The 18,052-nt window shown below is 67.8% G+C and carries 14 protein-coding genes, 1 tRNA gene and 1 pseudogene; 3 read left to right on the top strand and 13 right to left on the bottom strand.

Annotated elements, in window-relative coordinates:
- The first annotated feature begins 140 nt into the window (after positions 1-140).
- Complete coding sequence (locus tag C2R22_RS16545; RefSeq protein ID WP_103426741.1) at positions 141-1,379, top strand: DUF7096 domain-containing protein; 1,239 nt, start codon at positions 141-143, stop codon at positions 1,377-1,379.
- Between the two features lie 15 nt (positions 1,380-1,394).
- Here C2R22_RS16545 and C2R22_RS16550 read toward each other — a convergent pair whose 3' ends face one another.
- From C2R22_RS16550 to C2R22_RS16585, 9 genes and pseudogenes are all read right to left on the bottom strand, one after another.
- Positions 1,395-3,116: a hypothetical protein gene (locus C2R22_RS16550; RefSeq protein ID WP_103426742.1), complete on the bottom strand. Its 1,722-nt coding sequence runs from the start codon at positions 3,114-3,116 to the stop codon at positions 1,395-1,397.
- Positions 3,113-4,135 carry a hypothetical protein gene (locus C2R22_RS16555; RefSeq protein WP_162562543.1) on the bottom strand — a complete coding sequence of 341 codons (1,023 nt, stop codon included), beginning with the start codon at positions 4,133-4,135 and terminating at the stop codon, positions 3,113-3,115. The genes C2R22_RS16550 and C2R22_RS16555 overlap by 4 nt, the downstream gene beginning before the upstream one ends.
- Before the next feature lie 276 nt (positions 4,136-4,411).
- Positions 4,412-6,892: a PGF-CTERM sorting domain-containing protein gene (locus C2R22_RS16560; protein WP_162562311.1), complete on the bottom strand. Its 2,481-nt coding sequence runs from the start codon at positions 6,890-6,892 to the stop codon at positions 4,412-4,414.
- Positions 6,893-7,126: 234 nt separating this feature from the next.
- A pseudogene (locus C2R22_RS27535) lies at positions 7,127-7,216 on the bottom strand (surface glycoprotein); the annotation flags it as partial.
- 257 nt (positions 7,217-7,473) lie between these two features.
- The gene (locus C2R22_RS16565) at positions 7,474-8,454 is read right to left on the bottom strand and encodes a hypothetical protein (RefSeq protein WP_162562544.1); all 981 of its coding nucleotides are present in this window, start codon (positions 8,452-8,454) and stop codon (positions 7,474-7,476) included.
- 112 nt (positions 8,455-8,566) lie between these two features.
- Positions 8,567-10,270 carry a PGF-CTERM-anchored ABC transporter substrate-binding protein gene (locus tag C2R22_RS16570; protein ID WP_103426746.1) on the bottom strand — a complete coding sequence of 568 codons (1,704 nt, stop codon included), beginning with the start codon at positions 10,268-10,270 and terminating at the stop codon, positions 8,567-8,569.
- 320 nt (positions 10,271-10,590) lie between these two features.
- Positions 10,591-10,664: transfer RNA gene (locus tag C2R22_RS16575), tRNA-Ile, on the bottom strand.
- A 63-nt stretch (positions 10,665-10,727) separates the two neighbouring features.
- A complete protein-coding gene (locus tag C2R22_RS16580; protein WP_103426747.1) occupies positions 10,728-11,258 on the bottom strand; it encodes an FxsA family protein in 531 nt (176 codons plus the stop codon).
- A 60-nt stretch (positions 11,259-11,318) separates the two neighbouring features.
- Complete coding sequence (locus C2R22_RS16585; RefSeq protein WP_103426748.1) at positions 11,319-12,179, bottom strand: SDR family NAD(P)-dependent oxidoreductase; 861 nt, start codon at positions 12,177-12,179, stop codon at positions 11,319-11,321.
- Positions 12,180-12,362: 183 nt separating this feature from the next.
- Between C2R22_RS16585 and C2R22_RS16590 the strand changes: the two genes are divergently transcribed.
- Entirely contained in the window at positions 12,363-13,985 is a 1,623-nt protein-coding gene (locus tag C2R22_RS16590; protein WP_103426749.1) for a DUF255 domain-containing protein, read from the top strand.
- 97 nt (positions 13,986-14,082) lie between these two features.
- Positions 14,083-14,886 (top strand): TrmB family transcriptional regulator, encoded by an 804-nt coding sequence (locus C2R22_RS16595; protein WP_103426750.1) that lies wholly within the window; start codon positions 14,083-14,085, stop codon positions 14,884-14,886.
- Between the two features lie 651 nt (positions 14,887-15,537).
- On the opposite strand, the gene C2R22_RS16600 is transcribed toward C2R22_RS16595, so the two are convergent.
- The 4 genes from C2R22_RS16600 to mptA form a co-directional block, all read right to left on the bottom strand.
- Entirely contained in the window at positions 15,538-16,254 is a 717-nt protein-coding gene (locus C2R22_RS16600; RefSeq protein WP_103426751.1) for a helix-turn-helix domain-containing protein, read from the bottom strand.
- Positions 16,255-16,278: 24 nt separating this feature from the next.
- A complete protein-coding gene (locus C2R22_RS16605; RefSeq protein WP_103427718.1) occupies positions 16,279-16,665 on the bottom strand; it encodes a methylated-DNA--[protein]-cysteine S-methyltransferase in 387 nt (128 codons plus the stop codon).
- Positions 16,666-16,847: 182 nt separating this feature from the next.
- Complete coding sequence (locus C2R22_RS25255) at positions 16,848-16,994, bottom strand: hypothetical protein (protein WP_162562545.1); 147 nt, start codon at positions 16,992-16,994, stop codon at positions 16,848-16,850.
- Positions 16,995-17,094: 100 nt separating this feature from the next.
- Positions 17,095-18,021: a GTP cyclohydrolase MptA gene (gene mptA / locus C2R22_RS16610; RefSeq protein ID WP_103426752.1), complete on the bottom strand. Its 927-nt coding sequence runs from the start codon at positions 18,019-18,021 to the stop codon at positions 17,095-17,097.
- Positions 18,022-18,052: the final 31 nt, after the last annotated feature.

The following is an 18,052-nucleotide window of genomic DNA, read 5'->3' on the forward strand; positions in this document are numbered from 1 at the left end:
GCGGATTTTCGCGCGTGATTCTCGGGAGCGACGTCCCGAAACGAGCCCCCGAGAGGCACGTTCGCGCCGTCGAGTGTCGGCGTGCATCCTATCGCGTGATAACCACTAGATTTACGCCCGAACGGGGTCGTAGGGAACATATGCGACGGTCCCTCAGCACCCTCTGTGCCCTCCTCGTCGTCGTCGCCGCCCTCCCGATGTCGACACCCCTGGTCGGTGCCGCTGACGCCGACGGGGTGGACAGGCGTCCGGCGGCACAGGTCCAGCCCATCCCCGGACAGAACTCCACGAGCGTCCTCCTGCTCACCGGCGAGACCACGTCGGGGTACGCCCAGTCGTCGATGGACCTCGCGCCGGCGGTGACGGCGACCCGCGGAGCTGTGGGTATCCAGCTTCGTGAACGCATCGTCCGCGAGCGACTCCAGGACGCCTCGACGGTCGACCGTCGTCGCCAGGTGCTCAGACAGGAGACCGAGCGACTCGCCGTGGACGTCGAGGCGCTCGAACGGACGGAACGACAGGCGCTCGCCCGGTACGAGCGCGGCGAGAGTTCGGCCGAAGAGCTCCTCCGGACGCTCGCCGCGGTCGACGCCGAGGCTCGACAGGCCGACCAGCTCGTCTCGCTCCTCCAGGACGAGGTCTCACAGGTACAGTTCCTCTCCTCGACCGAGGACCGCCTGCAGTCGCTACAGGTCAGACTGGCGATGCTCCACGGCCCCGTCCGGGAACACGCGCGAGCGGTCTTCCGCGGCGAAGCCGCCTCGACACGCATCCACGTCTCGGTCGCCGACGAGGGGGTCGCACTCGCGGCCATCCGCGGAAACACCTACATCAGGGAGGCGAACGTCCCCGCGAACATCGACGTGACCGCTTCCGACGGGTTCAGTTCGGAGAGCGAGGTCATCGACCGCATCGGGACGCTGTACCCGTGGGCGTGGACGAGCGACACCTCCTCGGTTCGGACGTACACCAACTTCGAGAACGGCTTCTACCGGATCAACGTCGACCACACCCACGGTCGGCTGACGAGCTACCTCGACGGCAGCACCCAGAGCGTCTTCAGCGAGGTCCAGTACAAGTCACTGAGCCGCATGCCAACCGGCCAGCCCACCTCGGCCGAGGCGAACGGGACGACCCTACGGGTGAACCAGAGCTTCGGAGGCGGTCCGGTGCAGGTCACCGCGAGGGCGACGTCGACCGACCAGCCCGTCGACGGCACCGTCTACGTCGACGACGAGCGCGTCGGTCAGACGAGCGGCGGCCGACTCTGGCTGGTCGGCCCCACGAGCCAGTACGAGGTGACGCTCGAAACCGACGCGGGCAACGTCACCGTGACGGCCCAGCCCGTCTCGCAACCGCAACCACAACCGCAATCGTAACCGTCGGCGGCGCGGTCACTCGGTCTCGTTCTCCGTCCCTTTCGCGCCCGTGCGCCGACCCCGGCCGACGAGTCCGAGGACGACGAGCGCGAGCGCCCCCACGACGGGGACGGCACCGAGGCCGGGGAACCGCGTGGCCGTCGTCGACCCGTCGTCGGTCGCCGCGGACCCCGGACTGGTCCCCGCCGGTTCGCTCGACGACGTGTCAGTCGCGGTGGTCGTCGCAGTCGCGCGCGACTGTGCCTCGTTCGAGGAAGGCGTCGTACCGTCGCTCGACTGCTCCCCGTTCGACGTAGCCGTCCCCGACGCCGATGCCGGCGAACGGACGGTCACCTCCTGTGAGGCGCGGGTCGTGGCCGTCCCTGCCGACAGTCGGTACGTCCCCGGTTCGACCCCGGTGAGGTCGAGCGTCGCGTTCCAGGTCCCGTTCGTCACCGACGCCTCGGCGGTGCTCACGGTCTCTTCCCCCCGGCGGAGTTCGACGAACACCGTCGTCCCGTCCTCGTTCGTCGACCGCCCGGCGACCGACACCGTCTCGGCTGCGACCTGGGCCGCGGGCGTCGAAATCGAGAGCGTCTCGTCGACGGCTTCGACCTCGACGGCGGCGACTGTATCGTCCGACCCCGCCCCGGTGTAGGCGTCGCGGAGCTTCGCGATGGCGGCCGCCGACGTCTCGTCTCCGGAGAGCAACGTCCCGACCGCGGGACGCTCGGCCTCGGCGTGGGCGTACTCCCCGTCACGACCGGCCCCGACGAGCAGATACGTGTGCGTTCCCCGAATGTCGACGCCGTCTATCTCCTGCTCGAACGCGCCGTCGCGCTCGTCGACGAGCGTCAGGTCCGCGTCGCCTCGCGGTCCGACGTGGTAGAGGCGGAGTTCGTCGGACTGCCCGACCGCCGAACCGGAGAGGGTGAACTCGTCCCCGCCGGTGGCGGCGATGGTCGTCCGCGACGCCGAGAGCGAGAGCGCGCCCTCGACCGTCGTCAGCGAGGCCGAGTCACGGACGTCGAACATCCGGAGCGTCTCGCTGTCGATGTCGGCCGACGACCCGAGTTGTTCCGCCGGATCGGCGACAGCGACAATCCGGTACGTCCCCGGGATGTCGACCACGCGTGCGGTGTCGACGTCGACCTCCCACGTCCCGTCGCCCCCGACGTCGGTCTCGGCGAGGCCGCTCTCCGCGTACAGCGGGACGTACGACTCGCCGACGGCCGCGTACAGTTTGACCTGCTCGCTCTCGACGGCCGTGCCCGAGAGGGTGACGGATTCGCCGACGACCGTCGTTCGAGCCCCGCTGACGGTCACGGTGCGCTCTCGGACGTCGAGGGTGGCGTCGTCCTCGACCGCGCCGTCGAGGGACGCGGCGAGTTCGACGTCGACCGACCCCGTCCCGAATCGTTCCGTCTGGAGCCGCAGGTCCGCGAGGCCGTCGTCGTCGAGGGAGACGACGGCGTACACGACGCCCGCGTCCGCGTCGGCTCCGACGGTCTGGACCGCCGCCGTGTCGTCGAAGACCGCACGCGCCGTCGGGGTGTTGACCGCCGCCCCCTCGCCCAATGCATCGGCGGCGACGCGGACGTACCTGACCTCGCCCGGCGCGCCCGCGACCGAGACGACGCTGCTCTCGCCACGAGTGACGCGCGTCCGCGAGAGCGAGACGACCTTCTCGGCGTCACGAATCCGAACCGAGACCGTCCGGGAGGCGTTGTCGAGGTCGTCCGCACCCTCGACGGTCACGTCGTATCCCCCGCGTCGAGGTCCGAGACGTCGAGCGTGACGCTTTCGCCGGTCGCGATGGTCGGCGAGTCGGTGACCTGGGCGGTGACGTCCAAGCCGTCCGCGTCCTCGACGGTAACGGTGGCGTTCTCCGCGTCCGCGAAGTTGCGTTCGGCGGTGACGGTCAGCTGTGAGACGCTCTGGGGGACAGAGCCGTTCGCCACGTCGACGCTCGACGGGGTCGAACCCGGGGACAGTGTGACCTCGGTCACCCGCGGACGGACGACGCTCACCACCGTGTCGCCGGACGCCGTGGCGGCGTAGCCGCCGGTCACGAACCCGTTCGCGGCGGTCACGTCGGCCGCGAGCGTGTAGGCGACCCGAGCGGGACTGCCTTCAGCGTCGCCGCTGACGCCGTAGAGCCGCTGTGACTCTCCGGCAGGGTTCACGCCGTCGAGTCCCGTCAGGTCGACGCCGCGTTCGCCGAGATACAGCGTCGCGGGCGTCCCGGTGACGCTCCGGTCGCTCCCCGAGGCGACTGCGGTAACGGTGCCGACGGTAGTGGTCACCTCCGCACCGCCGGTGGCGTCGGCGTCGACCGCGGCGGTGACAGAGGAGTCACCCGTCCGAGTGACGACAGCGTCTTCGACGTCGACGGCGACGGAGAGGCGCTCATCGGCCGTACCCGCGTCGTCGTCCCAGGTGACGGTGACCGTCCCGGCGTCGGCGTCGACCGTGCCCGAGTCGCCCGAAGCGTTCGGTCCGACGGCGACGTTCGTCGCCCGTGCGTCCGTGAGGTCGACGGCGTCGGGGACCGATAGCGTGACCGACCCGCCCGTCGTGCCGTCGCTCGCGTCCACGCCCTCGACGGTCAGCGAAACCGACACCGTCGTCGTATCGCCGGTCGTCACCGTCGACGGCGTGACCGCCGCCCCGGTGACGCCGGTCGCCGCGCCGCTCGCCGGTGTGACGCCGAAGCCCCCGACAGCGGCCGCGACGAGGAGGACGAACACGGTGGTGGCTACCCGTCGCGCCGTCATCGTCGTGTCCGAGCCCACGTTTGCGTGGCGAGCGGCGAACGGCGGGCGATGCGTCGTGTCGAGCGACCTGAACGGAGATACAACATTGGTTGCTATAGGACAACTACAGTTGTATAAGTGGTGCGGAACCGGGCGGGCGGTCGCTCGGAGTCAGCGACGTCGGCCCGTTCGACGACACCAGCGTCCTCAGTCGGAGCGTCGCCACTCGCGGTGGGTGGCGTCGCGAAGAAATGAAACCGCACCGTGTGACCGGTTTCGCCGGTCAGTCGTGGTTAGTTAGTCGCGGCGGACTGCGAGCAGTGCCGCGGCGATGAGCGCGATGAGCGCGACGATGACACCGAAGCCGGGCGTCGACGTTTCCGTCGCCGGCTCCTCGGTCGCCGGCTCCTCGGTCGCCGGCTCCTCAGTCGCCGTGGGCTCCTCGGTCGCGGTCGGCTCGTCAGTCGGCTCCTCGGTCGGCTCTTCGGTCGGCGTCGGCTCCTCGGTCGGCGTGCTCACCGACTCGACGAGCTCGAACTCGAGCGAGGCCGAAGCCTCGTCGTCGTCAGCACGCAGCGTGTACGTGCCCGTCTCGACGTCCGACATGTCGATCGTGGTCGACCATTCGCCGGTCGAACCGTTGACCTCAGCCTCGTCCGAGGCGATCACGTTCTCGTTCTGGCCGAGGACCTCGACGAAGACGGTCGTGCCGTCCTCGCGGTTCGAGGTACCCGAGACGGTGACCTCACCCTGGGCAACCTGCCCGTTCGTGGTGAAGTCGTCGATCGAGAGCTGCGGGTTCTCCGCGGAGATCGTCAGCTCGACGATCTGGTCGTCAACGCCAGCACCCGTGTACTCGTCGTTGACGATCGCGACTGCCTGCTGCGGCGTGAGGTCCGACTGCAGGGCGTCGCCACCGAAGCCGTAGTCAGACGCGTAGTCACCGTCGCGGCCCTGGCCGACGACGATGAACGTGTACTGACCGCGGTTGCTGAACGCGTCGTAGTCCTCTTCGAACTCTTCCTCGTCGATGTCGATCTCCTCAGCGTCCTGGGAGTTGCCGGCAGCGTCGAGGAAGTTCCCGCGCGGACCGATCAGGTAGACGCGGACCGAGTCACCCTGGCCGAGCGCGGTGCCCGACAGCGTGACCTCGTCACCGACGTTCGCGGCGATCGTGTTCGAGGAGACCTGCGCCGTGAGGTCGCCCTCGACGGTGCGGATCGTGACGGTCTCCTTCGTGTCGAACTCGCTGTAGGTGTCCGTGTCTATCTCGTCGCCCTGGTTACCGGCGGCCAGGTAGTCCGTGCCGTCGTCGTCGACGGGGTCGGCGACGACCGCGATGCGGTACGAGTCGGGCAGGCTGATGTTGCTACCCGAGTCGATGTCGAGCGAGAACTCGCCGTTCGAGTCGACGTCGTCCTCGGAGAAGTCGCCGTCCTCGTCAACGAGCGGGACGTAGTTCTGGTCGATGCGCGCGTACGCCTTGACCGTGTCCGACTCGGGAGCAGTTCCCTCGACGGTGAACTCCTCACCGATGCGGACGACGCTCGGGGCGGACGAGATGTTGATCGACCGCTCCTGGACCGTCAGCTCCGCGGAGTCGTCAGCGCTCGCGTTGAACGCTGTCTGGAGCGTGCCGGTGTTGGTGTCCGCGCTGTCCATCTCGACGAACTCGACGTCGAGCGTCGTCGTGTCGAGGTCGGACGTCAGGATACGGACCTGCGCTTCACCCTCGTCGTCCATGTCGACGACAACGCCGACGTAGTCCTCGTCCTGGTCGCCAGCGAGGTCGTCAGTGCCGAAGCGGCCCTGGACGTCGCCGGTGTTGGCGAAGACCTGGCTCGCGTTCGCGTTGCCAGCCTCGAGGTCGTCGGTGTCACCCTGCTCGATGCGGAGGAGACCGTACGTTCCGGGCGTGCCGGTGACCGTGGCGACGACGTTGTCGCCCTGCGTGGCGGTCGATTCGCTCAGCGAGATGCTCTGCGATTCGTCGCGGATGGTGAACGTCGCGCTGCGCGACGCGCTGTCGAGGTCGTCCTCACCCTCGACCGTGACGGTGTACTCGCCCGTGTCGAGATCATCGACGTCCGAGAGTTCGACGTTGCCACCGGACTCACCGATCTCGAGGAGACCGGTGTTCGAGGTGAGCTGCGACTGGACCTCGAGGCCGTCCTCGTCCTCGATGGTGATCGAGACGTTCTCGGCCTCGTCGAAGTTCCAGTCGGCCTCGACGGTGATGGTGTCCGTGTCGGTGACGATCGAACCGTCCGTGACGTCCGCGCCACCCGTACCGGCGCCGGAGTAGATCGTCAGGTCAGTGACCTGCGGCTCGACGACGAAGAAGTCGGCGCGGCCGTCGGAGTTACCCGAGACGTTGTAGCCGCCGGTCTCGAAGTTGTTCGCGGCCGTGATGTCGGCGAAGGCACCGTCGTTGACGGATGCCGTCGAACCGTCGGCGTCGCCGCTGACGCCCGTGAAGGTAGACGAGCTACCGGCGGAGACGCCCGAGAAAGACGTCAGGTCGACGTCTTCCTCACCGAGGTAGACCGTACCACCAGAGGAGATGGAACGCTCGGTAGTGAGCGTGAGCGTCTCGAACTGCACGCCGTCACTCTCGAGAGTGCCGTCGTTGTTATTGTCGACATCGGCCCTTACGGCGAAGCTTCCCGTCGCGTCGGGCGCGCCGACGTCAGCGTCGAAGCTAACACGAACTGCCTCGGAGCCAGCACCACCATTGTCGTTGATGGTGAGGTTGATGTAATCCTGCGCGTCGTTCACCGAAACATCACTGTTGGTGAACGTGGCAGAAGCACCGTTATCAACACTCGCACCCGTAACACCGGGAGACGAGAGGTCGACGCCGCTGGGCATCGAGATGTTGACGACCGCAGGAGTGGTGTCACTCGTGTCTGCGTTGACTTCTACTGTAAATGTGTGTGTATTCGTCGTTCCACCTTCAACAGTAGCCGGTGAGATGCTACTGTTAGCAGGAACGAGAGTAGCACTTGCTGTACCCGCGAACGCGACGGTCCCCGCGAAGACGGAGAGGACCATCAGCGCTGCGAGTACAACAGCGCGGACTTTGTTATTGTTGTCTGTCATGGTTTGGTTTGAATTTGCAATCGGCGACAGCAACTTTCTCACCGACTCCCGTGTGGGAGAGCGACGATACTCGGTGTTGCCACCATGGGTAGGGGTACAAGGAATACGGCAGTTCGGTTCTGTAATAAGTTTTGTGTGATTGTCGCGGCGTGATATCGGGTGTCAGATGTATCGCTGTCTTTCGGTTTCGCTCATCGGGTATAGCTCTTGTGCCAGACATCGTTTTGCCCTCCGAACAGGTCGAGGAGCGAGTTCGGTCACGATTCGCAGCGCGTCCGGGTGGTTTCGGCCCGTTCGAGGAGGCGCTCGGCGCGCGCGACATCGCCAGCCGTGGCCGCGTCGACGGCGTCGAATCCAACTGCCGTCGCGTCGACGCCCGCCCGAGCGACACACGCCCACGTCTCGACGAGGTCGACGAACGAGCCGTCGACGTTCTCGGTGTTCTCGACGCCGTCGAGCGCATCGACGCCGGCGCGGTAGTGGACCCGGGCGTCGTCGAACGTCGTGCGGGCCGCCTCGAACGCGTCGCGCTCGAACGCGTCCATCGCGGTTCGCCAGTCCGTCCACCCCTCCAGAGCCTCCCCGCTCGCGTCGACCAGCCGTTCGGCGACCGTCGACTGCGTTTCGAGCGTCGACGCGAACGCGCGCATGCGCTCGACGGTGAGGAACACCGCAGCAGGGACGGTCGGGTTCCCATCGGCCACCTCGCGGAGCGCTGTCCCCGCGGCGACGAACGCCTCCCGCGCCGAACGGGCGGTGTCGAGCAGCGCCGCTGGGGAGTCGACGCTCTCGTCGAGCCGCGACAGGGCGGACCAGCACTCGACCGCTCCGGTCAACCCCTCGACCAAGTGCTCGTGGGCGGTCACGAGCGCCGGGAGCGACTGATACCGGGTGGGCGGGTTCGCGACCTCCCCCGAGAACGCACCGAGTGCCTCGCGAGCGCGTGCCAGCGACTCCTCGGTGTCGTCGAGTGTTTCAGGGGCGACGTCCCCGACGTCGAAGCCCCCGAGGGGGCCGCGGACGAGCCGGTACACCTCGTTGAGCGGGCGGATGACCGCCTGTGCGCGTGCCTCGACGGGATCGACGGAAGCGGACGGCGAAATCTCGGTTTCGGGTGCGAGCGGCGGGGTGCGCGGGCCGGTCGCACGGTAGCCCGTCGCCGTACAGCCAGCGAGTGCCGAGAACGACGCGATGAGGAACCGGCGACGACGCATCCGTTCGGATGGGCGACCGCCCATGGTAAAACCGTTCCCCAACCGTCGGTGCCGAGTCGTCCACGGACCGGCGTCGCGTCGGCATCTCTCGGGCCGATGCTAGGCCCGCCATCGCAATCTCATCAACACAGTCATATCATTCCCGTGTGCGTGTGCGCCGGACGAATATCGTCAGTGCGACGGCGACGACAGCAGCGACGATACCGAATCCGGGCGCGCTCGTGTCCGTCGTCGCCATCGACGTCGCCGTCGAGGGTGTCGTCGGCGTCGTGGTCTGCTCCGGCGTCGTCGTCGGTTCGGACACCGACACGGCCGTCGTCTGCTCGGGTGACGGTGTCGCGGTGACGGCCTGCGCCGCGTCGGTCTCGGGGACGCCGACGACGAACGTCGACGCGCCGGGCGACGTCGCCTCGAAGACGACGGTGTCGTTCGTCTCGTTCACGACGCGGGTGTCGAGGGCGCTCCAGGCGGTGCCGTTGTGTCGGTACAGCGTGACGTCTTCGGCGGCCGCGCTCCGGTCGGCCAGCGCCGAGCCGTTCACGCTGAACCGGAAGCGGAGCCTGTCGACGTCCTCCTCGGGAAGCCCGTTCGTCTCCAGCGAGAACCGCGAGAACGCGTACGTCCCGTTCAGTCCGGGCGGGCCCTCCGCCGGGTCGGGATACCGGAGGTCGACGGTGAACGAGGGGTTCAGCGCCGAGAGCGAGACGTTCAGCCGGTGCAGTCGCGCCGTGGCGTTCTCTCGGGCGGGAACGGCGAAGCTCACCTGCCGGTCGCGACCGAGGTTCCGCGCTTCGAGTCGGACGTTCCCGTCGGAGAGCGTCGTACTTCGGACCTGCTTCGCGCCGCCGAGTTCCTCGGAACGGTCGAGTCGGTCACGGATCTCTTCGTTGTAAGCGTCGGGATGGACGGCCTTGACGACGTCGAGGATGGCGTTCATCACGCGGGGCGCGGGCTGTGAGATCTCGTTCGCGTCGAGGACGACGGCGTTGCCCTCCTCGGCTGCCGTCGTCTCGGCGAACGCGCCGTTCGGTCCCGCGGGGACGCGCGCCTCGCTGTACTCGTCGCCGTTGAGCACGATCCACTCGGGGTTCTCGGCGATGACCGTCTCCGAGTTGATGACGAAGAAGCCGCTGTCGACGCCGGCGGCGACGTTTTCGACGCCGCCGATGGTCAGAATCTCGTCGATGAACGTGTCAGATCCGGCGGTGTAGCCGAAGAAATAGTACAGCGCCTTCGGCCGCTCCTCGTCGCGGAGGGCGTCGCGGACGATGTCGAGTTCGCGCTCCATCGTGTCCGCGGTGTCGGTCGCGCCGTTGCACTCGCCGACGAGCCGCCCGGTCAGCCGCGTCTTCTCGACGACGGTCGTGCTCCCCGACGGAGCGGTCCCGTCGATCGACGCCGCGTCGCGGAACTTGTAGACGGTCAGCCCCGCGCTGCGGAGTTGCTGGACGGTCGCGTCGGTGATCGTGTTCGGCGCGAGGACGAGGTCCGGGTCGAGCGCGATGGTCTGCTCGACGGTGGCGTCGGAACGGCCGTTCCCGACGACCGTCTTCCCCGACGCCCCGGGGAGGTACGTGCCGAACTGTGAGATACCGACGACGCGGTCCCAGGCGGGGTCGTCGGACGCCGATATCTCGTAGACGGTCTGTGCGGCGCTCGGGTTCAGCGTGACGATGCGGTCGGGGGCCTCCGAGAGCGAGACGGTCGTCCCGGTGTCGTCGGTCGCCGAAACCGGGAACGTACAACCGCCGGTCTCCGCGGCGACCGTCCCGACGCCGACGGGGGCGGCCACCGAGACGACGAGTACCACGATAGCGAAGACAGAGAGTCGCGTGGACATGTGGGAGGCCACGAACGAACACAATAAGAATTTACCTAATACAAGTGGAGTTTACGACGCGGGAGTCGCGCGTCGTGCATGGGTCGGGGAGAGGTCGCTCATCGCAACGGTCGAGGGGAACGACGGCGAGATGGAGACGGCGCCAACGAGTCCGCAGTTTCGGCTAAACCGATCGCTGGACGGCGTGGACCACCGTCGAAAACTCTGTTCGACGTACCATCGCAGAGGGGTGCCTCAGAAGCGTAGAAGCACCGAGATTAGGTGGCTGGGGAGTTGTTCCCCACCCATCCGGGACGGCCAGAGACCGTCCGTTTTGGAGGTGGGCCAACGCGGATTTGAACCGCGGACCTCCCGGTTATCAGCCGAGCGCTCAACCTGACTGAGCTATTGGCCCAGGTGAGCGCATTCTGTCGTTGCGCGCTGGTTTGTTTAAGGGTTTCCTTTCAACACCGCGCTGTCACCGGTTGTCGTCGTTCACGGTGCCGCCGTCGACGTCGACGAAGTCTCCAGATTGACCCGAACCGGACGACCCGCCCGGACCACCGGGCCCGCCGAACTCCTCCTGTGGGAAGCCGGCCGTCCAGACGTTCCCGGAGACGAATCCCTCCATCCGCTTGTCGAGGTACGGCTTGACGACGAACCGTTTGAGTACCTCTCTGATGGGGTAGCGCGTCACCGGCACGGCGAGGAGGAAGCCGATGGTGTCGGTGACGAGCCCCGGCGTGAGCAAGAACGCGCCGGCCGCGATGAGCAGCGCGCCGTCCATCAGTTCGTTCGTCGGGAGGTCGCCGGTCTGGACCTTCCGCTGGAGCGTTCGGAGAGTGTGTCGACCCTCGGCGCGGACCAAGAGCATCCCGACGAGACCCGTCAACACGACGAGCGCGACGGTGGCTTTCCACCCGATGAAGTCCGAGACGACCACGAGCAACAGCGCGTCTGACAGCGGAATGAGCAGGAGGGACGCGATGAGCCAGCGCGTACGCGGCATGCCCCGAGTTTGCTGGTGGGGACGCATAGCCTTTCTGCACTGCGCTCGGCGTCGGAGAGATCAAAGCGGGTCGCCCGGGAGGTCGAACGGCGCGGGCTGAGAACCGTCGACGTCGGTGAAGCCGTACTCGCGGGCGAGTTCGCCGACGCGGAAGACGCCGCCGGATTTCTCCGCCACCCTGGAGTCGGCCGCGAGTGCGACCACGGCCCGTCCCGTGTACAGCGGCGACTCGGTCTCGGCCAGCGCCTCGGGGTCGTCGCCGATAGCGTCGAGGACGCGTTCGGTCCGCGTGAATCCCGGCTGGACGGCGACGGTGGAGACAGGGGCGTCGCGGAGGTCGTACGCCATCGCCCTCGTGAGTCGTTCGGTCGCGGTCTTGGAGACGTCGTACGGGACGTTCCCCCGGTAGCGACCGCCGTGGCCCGAGGAGACAGTGACGACGAGCCCACCGTTCGACTCGACCGCATCGAGTAGTCGGGGGACGGCGAGCCGCGAGGCGGTGAAGTGCGCGCGGACGCCGGCGTCGAACATGCGGTCCCACGTCTCGACCGACTGCTCCCAGAACGGGTCGTCGAACGACTCGCCGTAGCCCTCGTAGCCGCCCCAGACGTTGTTGACGAGCAGGTCCAGCGCGCCAACCTCCCCGCGGTCGCGGTCCCGGTCGATGCGGTCGAACAGGGCTTCGACCTGCTGGTCGTCGGTGTGGTCGCACTGGACGGCGATACCGCGGCCGCCGCGTTCCGTGATCGCCTCGGCTGTCTCGTCGACGGTCCCGGGCAGGTCGTCGGTGCGGTCGGCGTCGACGCTGCGACCGGTGACGTACACCGTCGCGCCCGCGTCGCCGAGCGCGAGGGCGATGCCGCGGCCGACGCCGCGGGAGGCACCGGTGACGAGCGCGGTCGTGTTCGAGAGCGAGGGCATGAGGGGTGAATCACTCGCAGAGGGTGAGAGTGTTGTGGGTCACACCCGGTACAGTCGTCGTTGCGGTCGACGGGACGGTGGCACGCGGTGTCGCGCGACCCGGGCGCGAGTGCGGGTGACCGAGCGACCCCGAGCCACGGCGAATCCCGAGGGGCTTTACCGCTCCGTCACCCAGCCGCGAGCATGAACGACGAGGGCACGGAGACGCCACGGGTCGGCGTCGACTGGCGCGAGTGGGGTGAGGAGAGCTTCGCGGAGGCGCGCGAGCGCGACCTCCCCGTGCTCCTCTCGCTGACCGCCACGTGGTGCAGCGCCTGCCACGAGATGGACCGCGAGACGTACGCGGAACCGCGCGTCGCCGCGGTCATCAGGGACAGCTACGTGCCGGTTCGCGTCGACGTCGACCGGCATCCCCGCGTGCGCGAGCGGTACAACATGGGCGGCTTCCCGTCGACGGTGTTCTGCACCCCCGACGGACGGGTGCTCACGGGAACGACGTATCTCGGACCGGACGGGATGAAGCAGGTGCTGGACCGGATGCGCGAGACCTGGGACGAACGGGGCGCGGACGCCGGGAGCGTCCCGCGTGCGCTGGCCGGCGACCCCACGCCGGCGGGGGAGGTGACGACGGCCATCGAGGAGCACCTCGCCGGCCAACTGGAGGTCCAGTACGACCACGACTTCGGCGGGTGGGGTCGGGAGGCGAAGTTCCCCCTCCCCCACACAATCGAGTTCGCGCTCAAGCGCGAGCGACACCAGGCGCTGTCGACGCTCGACGTCCTCGAGCGCAACCTGTTCGACGAGGTCGACGGCGGCTTCTTCCGCTACGCGACGTCGAGGGACTGGAGCGACGTCGAGCGGGAGAAGCTACTGGCGACGAACGCGGCGCTGGTCCGCGCGTACGCGAACGGCTACCTCTACACCGGCGACGACTCCTACCGTGAGACGGCGCGGTCGACCGTCGACTTCCTGACCGACGACCTCTGGACGGGCCAGGCCGTCGGCGGCAGCCTCGGTCCGGCCGAGGAATCGGACTACTACGACCTCCCCGCGGGGGAACGAGCCACCGCGGCTCCGCCACGGCGCGACCTGACCGTCTACGCCGGTGAGAACGGCCTCGCGGCGGAGGCGTTCCTCACGCTCGCCGCGTACACGGACGACGAGACGGTGCGCGCGTCCGCCGAACGGGTCCTCGACCACCTCCGAACGACCCTCGTCGAGGACGGCATCGTGACACGCTACCGCGACGGCGACGAGACGGGCGAGCGCGGCCTCCTCTCCGACCAGGCGCGGGTCGCGGCCGCCTTCTGCCGGGCCGAACAGGTGCTGGGGGAGGGCGTCGAAACCGCACGGGCCGTCGTCGACCACGCCATCGACACCCTGCACGACGAAGGTTCGTTCCGCGACGGCCCCGCGAGGGGTGCCGGCCTCGTCGACCGCCCGCTCCGCCCCATCGACGACAACGTCGAACTCGCGGCGGTCTGTCTGGACCTCGCGGCGCTCACGGGCGAAGAGCGGTACCGGGAGGTGGCCCACGACACCGTCGCGGCGTTCGCCGGGGCGCGAGAGCGCATCGGCATCCAGGTCGCCGGCTACGGGTCGGTCGCGGCGCGACTCTGCCGGCCCGACCTCGTCGTCGAGGCCCCACCGGAGAGTGACCTCCACCGGGCGGCGCTCCGGGTCGCCGACCACGAGAAGGTGGTCGTCCCCTGTGCGGACGGCCACGCGACCGTTCGCGTCGGCGACGAACGGCGGACGGCGACAACGCCGGACGAGTTGATGTCGGCGGTTTCGGAGCTTCAGTGACCGGATAGACGGGTTTTTCGCCCATGTCTCGGTGATTTCCGAGCGAAGCGTCATGAACCGTCGACGCGTTTTTATCCGACGAAGCGCGTGTGCGAACATGGCGACGCTGCGCGACCTCGGGCTGTCCGAGTACGAGGCCCGGTCGTACAGAGCCCTGCTTCGTCTCGGTCCGGCGACGGCCAAAGAGCTCTCGCGGGCGAGCGACGTCCCGATGGGGCGGGTGTACGACGTCCTCAACGGCCTCGAACAACTCGGGCTCGTCCGGAGTCAGGCGTCGAGCCGACCGAAAAAGTACGTCGGCGTCGAGCCGGAGACGGGGCTCGAACGACTCCTCGACGACAAGAAGGCCGAACTGGACCGGAAGGCGCGGCAGTACGAGTCCATCGTCTCCGAACTGTCGACCGAACTCGACGCACACCGGCCGACCGACGAGCAGTTCTGGACCGCGGCGGTCGGACCCGAGGACAGCGCGGAACTCCTCGTCGAGCGGCTGGCGGCCGCCGATCAGCGGCTCGTCATGGTCATCGGGACGCCCTCGCCGCAGTTCGACATCGGACGGGTGAGTCAGCAGGTCGTCGACCGACTCGACCGGGCGCTCGCCCGCGGCGTCGAGGTGTCGTTGCTCCTCTCCCCGGACCTCGTGGACTACGTCCCGGAGACGGTCTGGGACGATTACCACGACCGGCTGGTGACGAGCGAGGCCTTCGAGGCGCGGGTCGACGACGCCATCTCGGGGTCGTTTCACCTCATCGACGACGTCGAGGTCTGTATCGACGTGCCAAACCCGCTCGATCCGACGCAGGCGTTCGCGCTCATCGCGCTCACGGACCCGGAGTTCGCCTCGAACCTGAAGCGGACGTTCGACGAACAGTGGGTCGACGCCGAGCCGTTGTCGCTGTGAACTGCGCGGAACCCTCGTCGCGGTGAGAGCCCCATGAAACCCTCGCACGGTAGCAGGAGTGGTCGCCGAACGTAGCCGAGGTATCGAAACGGGCACGGGAGGAGGAGATGCTGATAGACGAGACTTGAGACAACGGGCGCGGGGGAGCCACACCACCGGAGCGACTTCGTCGCCGCTGTGCGCCGGCTCCCAGCGGAACCGCCGGTTCCGCCCGGCTTGTGAAGACCTCGCGCGTTTTGGTCGCGGGCGGAGCCACAGCCGTCACGCGACACCGCCCCACGTCGTGGCGGTCGGCGCGCGACGAGCGAGCGAACGGATGTGAGTGAGTGAGCGCGCGAGGGCCTGCTCGCGCCTCCGGGCGCGAGCGACCGGGTGGGGAGGTCCGAGGCTGCGGTTCACCGCGCCCGTGTACGACCGGTCGTCTCGCATCTCACCACATCTGCACCGACGAATTCCCACTCGTCACATCTGCACCGACAAATCCCCACTCGCCGCTCAGTCCATCGATTAAACTACTTGCTACCGCGGCCCGTCACGGCAGCCTCACTCGTGACCGAGTCGTGCTCTGCTCACCGACGCTCTCCGCGAAACGCCCGGGAGAGCGGGCAAAAGCGAAGGAGCGGCGGAGCGACGAATCGACGTGTCTCGACGTCAGCCACCGAGGAGCGTCGCCTCCACCTTGTGGAGGTGTTCGTGTAGCGTCGACGCCGTGATGCCGAGTTCGGCTGCTAGCTCCTCCGCGGAGATCCGTCGGGGGACCGCGTAGTACCCGTTCTGACGAGCGAGTCGGAACACCTCGTGTTGCCGTCGGGTGAGTCGGTGGAGCGGCAGTCCTCCCAGTCCCGTCCCCCACGACGCCTCCCCGAACCCGAGTACGGTGATCTCGGCGCCGACGTTCGCACAGATCTCGTCGAGAAGCGGCTGGACCTCCGACCGGCCGTGATTGGTGAGGAGGGTCCAGTACTCGAACCCGTTGTTCCCGTCGACGGGTTCGGCGTGCACGAAGCCTCGGGAGGTGAACTCGTCGCTGATTTGCGTCGTCCCGTCGTGGTCGACGAGGAGACCTCTCGTCGCGTTTCCAGGGACCGCTCCCGACTCTCGACGGGGTGTCTGGTTCACCTCCGAGACGATGTACACCTGTGGATGGTCGCGGATCGCCGCGACTGCGGCCGAGAGCTGTTGCTCGGTGTTCGCGTAGATCGTATAGAGCGTCGTCGTCCGACCGTCCGGTCGGGTGCGCGTGCCGTACCCGATCAGTCCGAAATCGAGTCGGCCCGTCAGTTCGATGACCCAGCAGTCCGGATGCCACACCCGTAGCGAGAGGCGAAGCGCCCGGTCGAGACCCTGGAGTGGCTCCTGATTCGACATGTTGTGGCGGTGGTCAGTGACGACTCATTCGACGACGTGTGCTCGTTCGAGCTCCAACAGCCGTTCTTGGAGACCGGGATACATATACCCGCGCAGGGAGTCCGAGCCGACAACCCGGTGACAGGGGACGACGAGAGGGAGCGGGTTCCGCGCACACGCCTGTCCGACGGCGATCGGAGCCGTTCCCACCCGCTCGGCGACCTGCCCGTAGGTGCGAGTCTCGCCGTACGGAATCGCCTGGAGAGCCGTGTGTACCTCCCCGGTGAAACCGTCGGGGAGTGTGATCTCCAGATCGAACCGACGTCGGTCCCCACGCTCGTACGCTGCGAGTTGCTCCCGAACGGTCGACTGCGACTCGGCGATCCGCGTCTCCGCCAGTTCGACTTCGTAGCCGAAGATGTGGTACGTCATCGTGTGTTCGTCTTGTTCGTCTCTCCCGTGGATAGTGTATCCAGAGCCGTCTATATCAGGCTCTCCGCGGACGAGGGTGAAACGTCCGGCCGTCCGTCCGACGGGTCGGAACCGTCGGACCGAGTTATCGGTCCGGAGCGCAGCGCCGGCGACACCGTTTGGTTCGTTCCGAGTGGCACCGGTCACGCTGTACGGCGGGTGAGAACCCCGCCACATCGTCCGCAGACGTACATCGAGGTCCGTCCCATCTGACCGAGGTACGAGAGGTCGTCGTGGACACACTCGACCTCACCACCGATCCGGTAGCCGCGGTTTGATCCTCCCGACATCGACTGACTCGATGGGGGACGGAGTCGTAACGTAACACCCTGCTATAACCGGCCGAGAAGTCCCACAGACCCGACCGGATAGAACCGAACCGGACTCGGGTTACGCGTCGAGTTCCTCACGCAGTTGCGCCATCGTCAACTCGCGCTCGGCGTGGGCGTTGTGCTGGTGGATGGACTCGTCGTTCGACTGCTTCATGTGGACCACCGCGTCGTCCGGGAGGTGGTCGAACATCTCGACCGTCTGCTCGGCCAGCGACCGGACGCAGTCCTCGACGAACTTCGCGTTCGCGTGGGCGTGGTAGGTCATGTGGTCCTCGTCGGGACGCTTCGCGAGGTTGTAGATGCGCGCGCTCATCGAGTCCCGCGCGATGTCGACGATGTCGATGAGGTCGACGTCGGGCGACCCGTCGCTCGTCACGGTGAGCGTGGCGTGCCCGCGCTGTGAGTGACCGGGCTGAGGGACCGCGTCGAGGAACTCCTCGGTCGTCTCCTCGTCGACGCCGAGGTCGAGCAGAGTGTCGCGGGCGCGGGAGGCGGACATCCCCTGTGAGCAGGGACAGACCGTCATCCCCACGACCCGGGCACCGATCTCCTCGCGGGTCCCCTCCTCGGTCGCGGTGGCCGAGGCGATGATGTCGACGCTCGACTGCGTCGCGAGGCCGCTCTCGGGCGTGTCCTCCTTGAGGATGAGTTCGGCCTCCATGTGGACCTCCGCGGTGGAGGTGTAGTCGTGCTTCGCGAGGAGGCGTTCGGCGGCGTCGCCGCAGACGTCCTCGACCCGGTAGGCGGGCTCGGAGACGGCCTCTTCGAGGACTTCGTCGATGACCTGCATGTTCCGGCTCATGTCGATGCCCTTCCGCCCGCTCGGGAGGTCGACGAACACCTCGAACTCCGCCATCAGGACGAGCGGCCGCTTCCCGTTGCGGGCGATCTTCACGAGTTTCTCGACGCCGGTCACACCGACCTGACTCAACCCCACGGTGACGTCGGGCCGCGTCGCCTGCACGTCGGGCAGCTGGTGACTCATTACCGGAGCCAAGGACCGGGTTCGATTATGG

It is taken from the genome of Salinigranum rubrum, assembly GCF_002906575.1.
GTDB classification, from domain to species: Archaea; Halobacteriota; Halobacteria; order Halobacteriales; family Haloferacaceae; genus Salinigranum; species Salinigranum rubrum.